Origin of the sequence: Bradyrhizobium sp. PRIMUS42, from assembly GCF_023006515.1 — a bacterium.
Lineage (GTDB): Bacteria > Pseudomonadota > Alphaproteobacteria > Rhizobiales > Xanthobacteraceae > Bradyrhizobium.
Genome location: NZ_JALBGZ010000399.1, coordinates 1 through 5,911 on the forward strand (window position 1 = coordinate 1; position 5,911 = coordinate 5,911).

General features: G+C 63.5%; 7 protein-coding genes. 3 read left to right on the forward strand and 4 right to left on the reverse strand.

Going from position 1 to position 5,911, the window contains the following annotated elements; translation table 11 throughout:
- The 3 genes from MOV75_RS24650 to MOV75_RS24660 all read left to right on the forward strand — a co-directional run.
- A partial coding sequence (locus MOV75_RS24650) for an ATP-binding protein (protein WP_247006765.1) occupies window positions 1-143 on the forward strand: 143 nt, incomplete at its 5' end.
- A gap of 104 nt (window positions 144-247) precedes the next feature.
- Window positions 248-523, forward strand: coding sequence for a type II toxin-antitoxin system ParD family antitoxin (locus MOV75_RS24655; protein ID WP_246930108.1), 276 nt, complete (start codon window positions 248-250; stop codon window positions 521-523).
- 30 nt (window positions 524-553) lie between these two features.
- A complete protein-coding gene (locus MOV75_RS24660) occupies window positions 554-808 on the forward strand; it encodes a type II toxin-antitoxin system RelE/ParE family toxin (RefSeq protein ID WP_246930102.1) in 255 nt (84 codons plus the stop codon).
- Window positions 809-881: 73 nt separating this feature from the next.
- Here MOV75_RS24660 and MOV75_RS24665 read toward each other — a convergent pair whose 3' ends face one another.
- The 4 genes from MOV75_RS24665 to moaA form a co-directional block, all read right to left on the reverse strand.
- Window positions 882-2,171 carry a M20/M25/M40 family metallo-hydrolase gene (locus tag MOV75_RS24665; RefSeq protein ID WP_247006764.1) on the reverse strand — a complete coding sequence of 430 codons (1,290 nt, stop codon included), beginning with the start codon at window positions 2,169-2,171 and terminating at the stop codon, window positions 882-884.
- Between the two features lie 110 nt (window positions 2,172-2,281).
- The gene (locus MOV75_RS24670; protein WP_246930104.1) at window positions 2,282-3,937 is read right to left on the reverse strand and encodes a TRAP transporter large permease subunit; all 1,656 of its coding nucleotides are present in this window, start codon (window positions 3,935-3,937) and stop codon (window positions 2,282-2,284) included.
- 26 nt (window positions 3,938-3,963) lie between these two features.
- Window positions 3,964-4,545: a TRAP transporter small permease subunit gene (locus MOV75_RS24675; RefSeq protein ID WP_246930105.1), complete on the reverse strand. Its 582-nt coding sequence runs from the start codon at window positions 4,543-4,545 to the stop codon at window positions 3,964-3,966.
- 168 nt (window positions 4,546-4,713) lie between these two features.
- Window positions 4,714-5,733, reverse strand: a complete 1,020-nt coding sequence (gene moaA, locus MOV75_RS24680) for a GTP 3',8-cyclase MoaA (RefSeq protein WP_246930106.1) — start codon at window positions 5,731-5,733, stop codon at window positions 4,714-4,716.
- Between the last annotated feature and the right edge of the window lie 178 nt (window positions 5,734-5,911).

Genomic DNA, 5,911 nt, shown 5'->3' on the forward strand with positions numbered 1-5,911 from the left:
GACTCTCGATCGTGCGCGCGGTGGCGGATGATCATGCGGCCACGGTCGCGGTGGCGAACCTCCCCGGCGGCGGCGCCGAGTTCACGCTGCGGTTTCGGCGGGCGGACAAGGTCAAGGCGGGAGAGGACCTCGTACGGCCCTGACACCGCAACATCTTCCCGCAAGGTGGGCTATCGCAGCCGCGAATGGCGCCAGAGGGGTGCATGACAGTGTCATATCATATGCTAAGGGCGGTGAAAGGGACCGCATGCGTACACGCAAGCCGATTACCGTAACCCTTGGCCCGCAGCTCGCGAGCCTGGAAGCCCGTCTGAAATCGGGTGAATACGCCTCCGCCAGCGAAGTCACGCGCTCGGCCCTTCGCGCCCTCGATCGGCAGGATGCCGCGCTTGACGAATATCTAGCCGCCAAGGTTCGCGCTTCGATCCAGGATCCGCGCCCCAGTGTTTCGGCGACGGATGTTTTCAAGCGTTTGCGAACGCGCCACGCAAGGAACGCGAAAGCCGCCAAGCGTGGCGCTTAAGGTCGTATTTCGACGGAGGCGGAAGCCGATTTGGTCGGCCTTTACGAGTACATCGCAGAACGTGCCGGGCATCGAATCGCAGGCGGCTATATCGACCATATCGAGGAGGCGTGTATGGCTCTCGCCACCTTGCCCAAACGTGGCACCAGCCGCGACGATCTTCTCCCGGGCCTGCGTACCATCGGATTCGAGCGGCGCGTGACGATCGCATTCCGCGTCCTGCAGACAGAGGTGGAAATCGTCACAATCGCGTACGCCCGACGTCGTTTCGAAGACGATTTGTGAGCCGCTTCCGGCTTCTCACGAGCGAGCTTCGCCTCTGATCGAAGCTGAACTGCCGAACGCGGCGAGGGCGCGGCTATTTCAGCTTGCCCGTGGACAGGTCCATGATCATGCGCGTTGCCAGATAGAGCCGCGGCACGATGCTGTCGAGCTGCACATATTCGGCATCGTTGGAATGCGCGCCGAAGCCCGACAGGCCCATGCCCTCCACCACGGCTCCTTTGGCCTTCAGCGCGGCGAACGCTGCGTCAGTACCGCCCCCGGTCGCCTTCTCGTCGACCTTGAGGGACATTCCGATCTCCCCATAGATCGTCTTGCCGTAGGCCGCCACGCGGCGGGAGGCCTCGTTGGCTTCGAGCGGCGGGCGACGCACCTCGAACTTCAGGTCGACCTTGGAATCGGGCAGCAGGCGATTCTTGATCTTGTCCTGCAGCTCCTTCTCCAACGCGTCGAAATCGGACACCTTGAGCGCACGCGCATCGGCCTGGGCCGTGGCGTCCGCAGGGATCACGTTGCGGTTGGTGCCTGATTTGGAGACCGTCCAGTTCAACTTCAGGCCTTGCGCGGGTTTCGACAGGTCCTTCATCTGCAGCACTTGGTGCGAGAGCTCGTACAGCGCGTTCACGCCGCTCTCCGGCCGCGCACCCGCATGCGAGGACTTGCCCTGCACGGTGAGATAGGCCGAGCCGATGCCACTGGTGGCGAGGCGCAGCGTGCCGTCGGTCCCGCCGCCTTCGAACGAGAACACCGCGTCCTGATCCGAGGCGAGGCGGGTGATGGTGCTGCGCCAGCCCGGCGAGGAGATCTCCTCGTCGCCGTTCGTGAGCACCGTGAGCGTGCCGTAATCCCTGAAGCTCAGTTTCTGCAGCAACGCCACGGTATGCAGAATGAGCGCGACGCCTTGCTTGTCGTCGGCAATACCGAGGCCGTAGGCCTTGTCGCCGTCGATGCGGAACGGCTGGTCCTTCAGCATGCCCTTCAGGTACACCGTGTCCATGTGGGCGATGAGCATGATCTTCTTAGCTCCCGTGCCCTTGAATACGGCGTGCACGGCCGGTCCGATCTTCTCGGGGGTATCGTCGAGGCGATAGATGTCGGTGGGTTGCAGGATCTCGACCGTGCCGCCGAGCTGCTTGAGCTGCCCGGCAACGCGCTCGGCAATCTGGTTCAGGCCTTCGATGTCCTTGCTACCGGATTCGATGTCGACGAGATCGCGCAGCGTGTCGAGCAGCGGCTGCTGCTCCTTTTGCGCCAGCGTATGGACATCGGCGATCGGCTCGGCGTGCACCATCGTTGCGGCGCATGTCAGCCAGAGTGAGGCGACCAACGCGCCAATGAGCGATGGAGCGGGGTGCAATCGGGGCATGAGCGGCCATCCCTAGGGCTGAGGATGACCCGGTATGCCTGCGTTTCCGGTGCTTGTCACGCGCGTCGTCCGCCGCTTGCGCGGCGCATGACGGCGCGTTTCGTTCCCGCTTACTTCTGCGGCGGCCCGAGATCCAGTGGCGGCAGCTCGATCTGCGGCACCTCGATCTTGATGGTGCTGGGATCGATGTTCGACTGGACGCCCTTGTAGTGCATCACCATCGACGGGAACGCGATCACCAGCGCGACCATGATGATCTGGATGACGACGAATGGCACTGCGCCCCAATAGATCTGGCCCGTGGTGACAGGGTCCATCCGCTTGCCGGTGACGCGATCGGTGTATCGATCCTTCGGCGCGACTGACCGGAGATAGAACAACGCGAAGCCAAACGGCGGATGCATGAACGAGGTCTGCATGTTGACGCCGAGAATGACGCCGAACCAGATCAGGTCGATGCCGAGGTGCTCGGCGGCAGGTCCGAGCAGCGGGATGACGATGAAGGCCAGCTCGAAGAAGTCGAGGAAGAAGGCCAGCACGAACACGAACGCGTTGACGAAGATCAGGAAGCCGACCTGGCCGCCGGGCAGGGAGGTGAGCAGGTGCTCGACCCAGACGTGTCCGTTGACGCCGTAGAAGGTGAGCGAGAACACGCGGGCGCCGACCAGAATGAACACGACAAAGGCCGACAGCTTGGCGGTTGATTCCGTGGCTTGCCGGATCAGGTCCCAGCTCAGCCGCCGCTTCGCGGCACCGAGGATCAGGGCGCCGGCAGCCCCCATCGCGCCGCCTTCGGTCGGGGTCGCGATGCCGATGAAGATCGTGCCGAGAACCAGGAAGATCAGGAACAGCGGCGGCACCATCACGAAGGTGGTCTGCTGCGCCATCTTCGAGAGGAAGCGGAAGCCGGTGAGCTTGTCGATGACCCAGTTCACCACGGCGACGGCGAAGGCGAAGATGATGCCATAGAACATGCTGAGCACGACGTAATCGGCGCCGTGCGTCTCGGAGTTGCGCATCATGAACCAGCCGAATGCGCAGCTCGCCAGGAACAGCATACCGAGCGAGGCGAGGCCACGGCTGCCGTCGACCTCGCGGAAGCCGATGGCTTCCTTCGGCAGGCCCGGCGTGGCCTTTGGGAAGATCATGCTGACGAGGAAGGCGTAGACGGAGTAGAGGCCCGCGAGCACGAGGCCTGGGATGAAGGCGCCCTCGTACATGTCGCCGACGGACTTGCCGAGCTGGTCGGCCATCACGATCAGGACGAGCGAGGGCGGAATGATCTGCGCGAGCGTGCCGGACGCAGCGATGACGCCGGATGCCACGCGTCGGTCGTAACCGTAACGCAGCATGATCGGCAGCGAGATCAGACCCATCGAGATCACGGACGCCGCGACCACGCCCGTCGTCGCGGCGAGCAACGCACCGACGAAGATCACGGCATAGGCAAGGCCGCCACGGATGGTGCCGAACAATTGGCCGATGGTGTCGAGCAGGTCCTCGGCCATGCCCGACCGCTCCAGCACCAGTCCCATGAAGGTGAAGAAGGGAATGGCCAGCAGCGTGTCGTTGTTCATCACGCCGTAGACCCGCTCCGGAAGCGCCTGGAGGAAGTCGGGGTGGAATTGGCCGAGCTCGACGCCGATCACGGCGTAGAACAGGCCGACGGCGCCGAGCGAGAATGCCGCGGGATAGCCGAGCAACAGCATGACGACCAACGACGCGAACATGATGGGCGCCATATTGGCGATGATGAATGCGGTCATGCTTCCCCCTGAACCGTCGCCACCGGCTATTTCTTCTCGATCGCTTCGACGAGATGCTCGACTTCCGCCTCCAGCGCCGAGACCTGCGATTCATGGGGATCCGGCATCAATCCACGCATGACCGCAATTCGCTTGATCAGCTCGGAGATGGCTTGAAAGAGCAGGAAAGCGAACCCGATCATGATCAGGGATTTGGCGGGCCATTGCGGCAGACCGCCGGCATTGCCGGATTGCTCGTTGATGTGGAACGAGCGCTGGAAGAACGGCACGCCGGTGATGATCATGACGATGCACAACGGAATCAGGAAGAACAGGTGGCCGACCACGTCGATCACGTTGCGGACCGTCTTCGGCAGCGCGTTGTTCACGATGTCGATGCGGATGTGCTCGTTGTCGAGCAGCGTCCAGGGCGAGCAGAGCAGGAACACGATGCTGAAGAGCACCCATTGCAGCTCGAGCCACGAATTGGAGGACGTATCGAATGTCTTGCGGATGATCGCATTGACCGCCGAGATGATGACGGCGGCCACGATCAGCCACGCCAGGCGTTTGCCCGTCCAGCGCGTGAACGCGTCAATTCTCTGGCTCAGTTTCAGGAGCGCTTGCAACGATAGGTCCTCCCCGATTGTGCCGCGCCGCCCGGATTGTGCCGGGCGCGCGCGTGGGCTTGTCTCGCCGCGCAGGCATGAGGCTGTCGCACCAAAACAGCGGGCGCGCGGGCCGTCAATTGGAACTTGGTTGATAGTTCAGGGAAATAAAGCCGCAGCGCGGCGACCTCAGCCGCCGGTGACGCTCATGTGCCTGGAGACACTGGGACGGTTGTGGCGGCGGTCGATGATGAAATCGTGGCCCTTGGGCTTGAGGCCGATGGCGTGGTCGATGGCATCCGCAAGCAGCATGTCGTCATCGGATGCACGCAGAGGTTTGCGCAAATCCGAGGCATCCTCGTGGCCGAGGCAAGTGTGCAGCGTTCCCGTGCAGGTAATGCGAACCCGGTTGCAGGATTCGCAGAAATTGTGCGTCATCGGCGTGATGAAGCCGAGCTTGCCCCCGGTCTCGGCGACGCTGACATAGCGGGCGGGACCGCCGGTGCTCTCGGCCAAATCCGTCAGCGTGAATTGCTGGGCGAGGCGCGCACGCACCAGCGACAGCGGCAGATATTGGTCGATCCGTCCCGATCCGATCTCGCCCATCGGCATGACCTCGATCAGCGTCAGGCCCATGCCCTTTCCGTGGGCCCAACGCATCAGCGAAGGCAACTCGTCCTCGTTGAGGTTCTTCAGCGCCACCGCGTTGATCTTCACGGCAAGTCCCGCGGCGCGCGCGGCCTCGATGCCTTCCAGCACCTTGTCGATCTCGCCCCAGCGGGTGATCTCGCGAAACTTCTTGGGATCGAGCGTGTCGAGCGAGACGTTGATGCGGCGGACGCCGCAATCGGCGAGCTCGCCGGCATGTTTCGCCAGCTGGGTGCCATTGGTGGTCAGCGTCAGCTCGTGCAGGGCGCCGCTGGAAAGATGCCGCGACAACGAGCGCACCAGCGTCATCACGTTGCGCCGGACCAGCGGCTCGCCGCCCGTGAGCCGCAGCTTCCTGACGCCCTTGGCGATGAAAGCCGAGCAGAGCCGGTCAAGTTCCTCCAGCGTCAACAGGTTCGCCTTGGGCAGGAACGTCATGTCTTCCGACATGCAGTAGAAGCAGCGCAGGTCGCAGCGGTCGGTGACGGAAACGCGCAGATAGCTGATGGTCCGCCCGAACGGATCGGTCATCGGGGTCGACAGCGCGGCGGATCCGTTCATGCGAGAGGCCTTGTCACTTACGGCGACGGGCGCACCTTTGCTTCAGCGGTGCTCGGGACCCAATCTAAGCATCGGACGCGGCGAGGACAATCGGGTGGTATACTTAGATCAGCGCCTGCCGGCGTTCGGATCGGGGAACGGCGAGGCCGCGGCCGGAGCGGCGGCCTCAGCCGGTGCT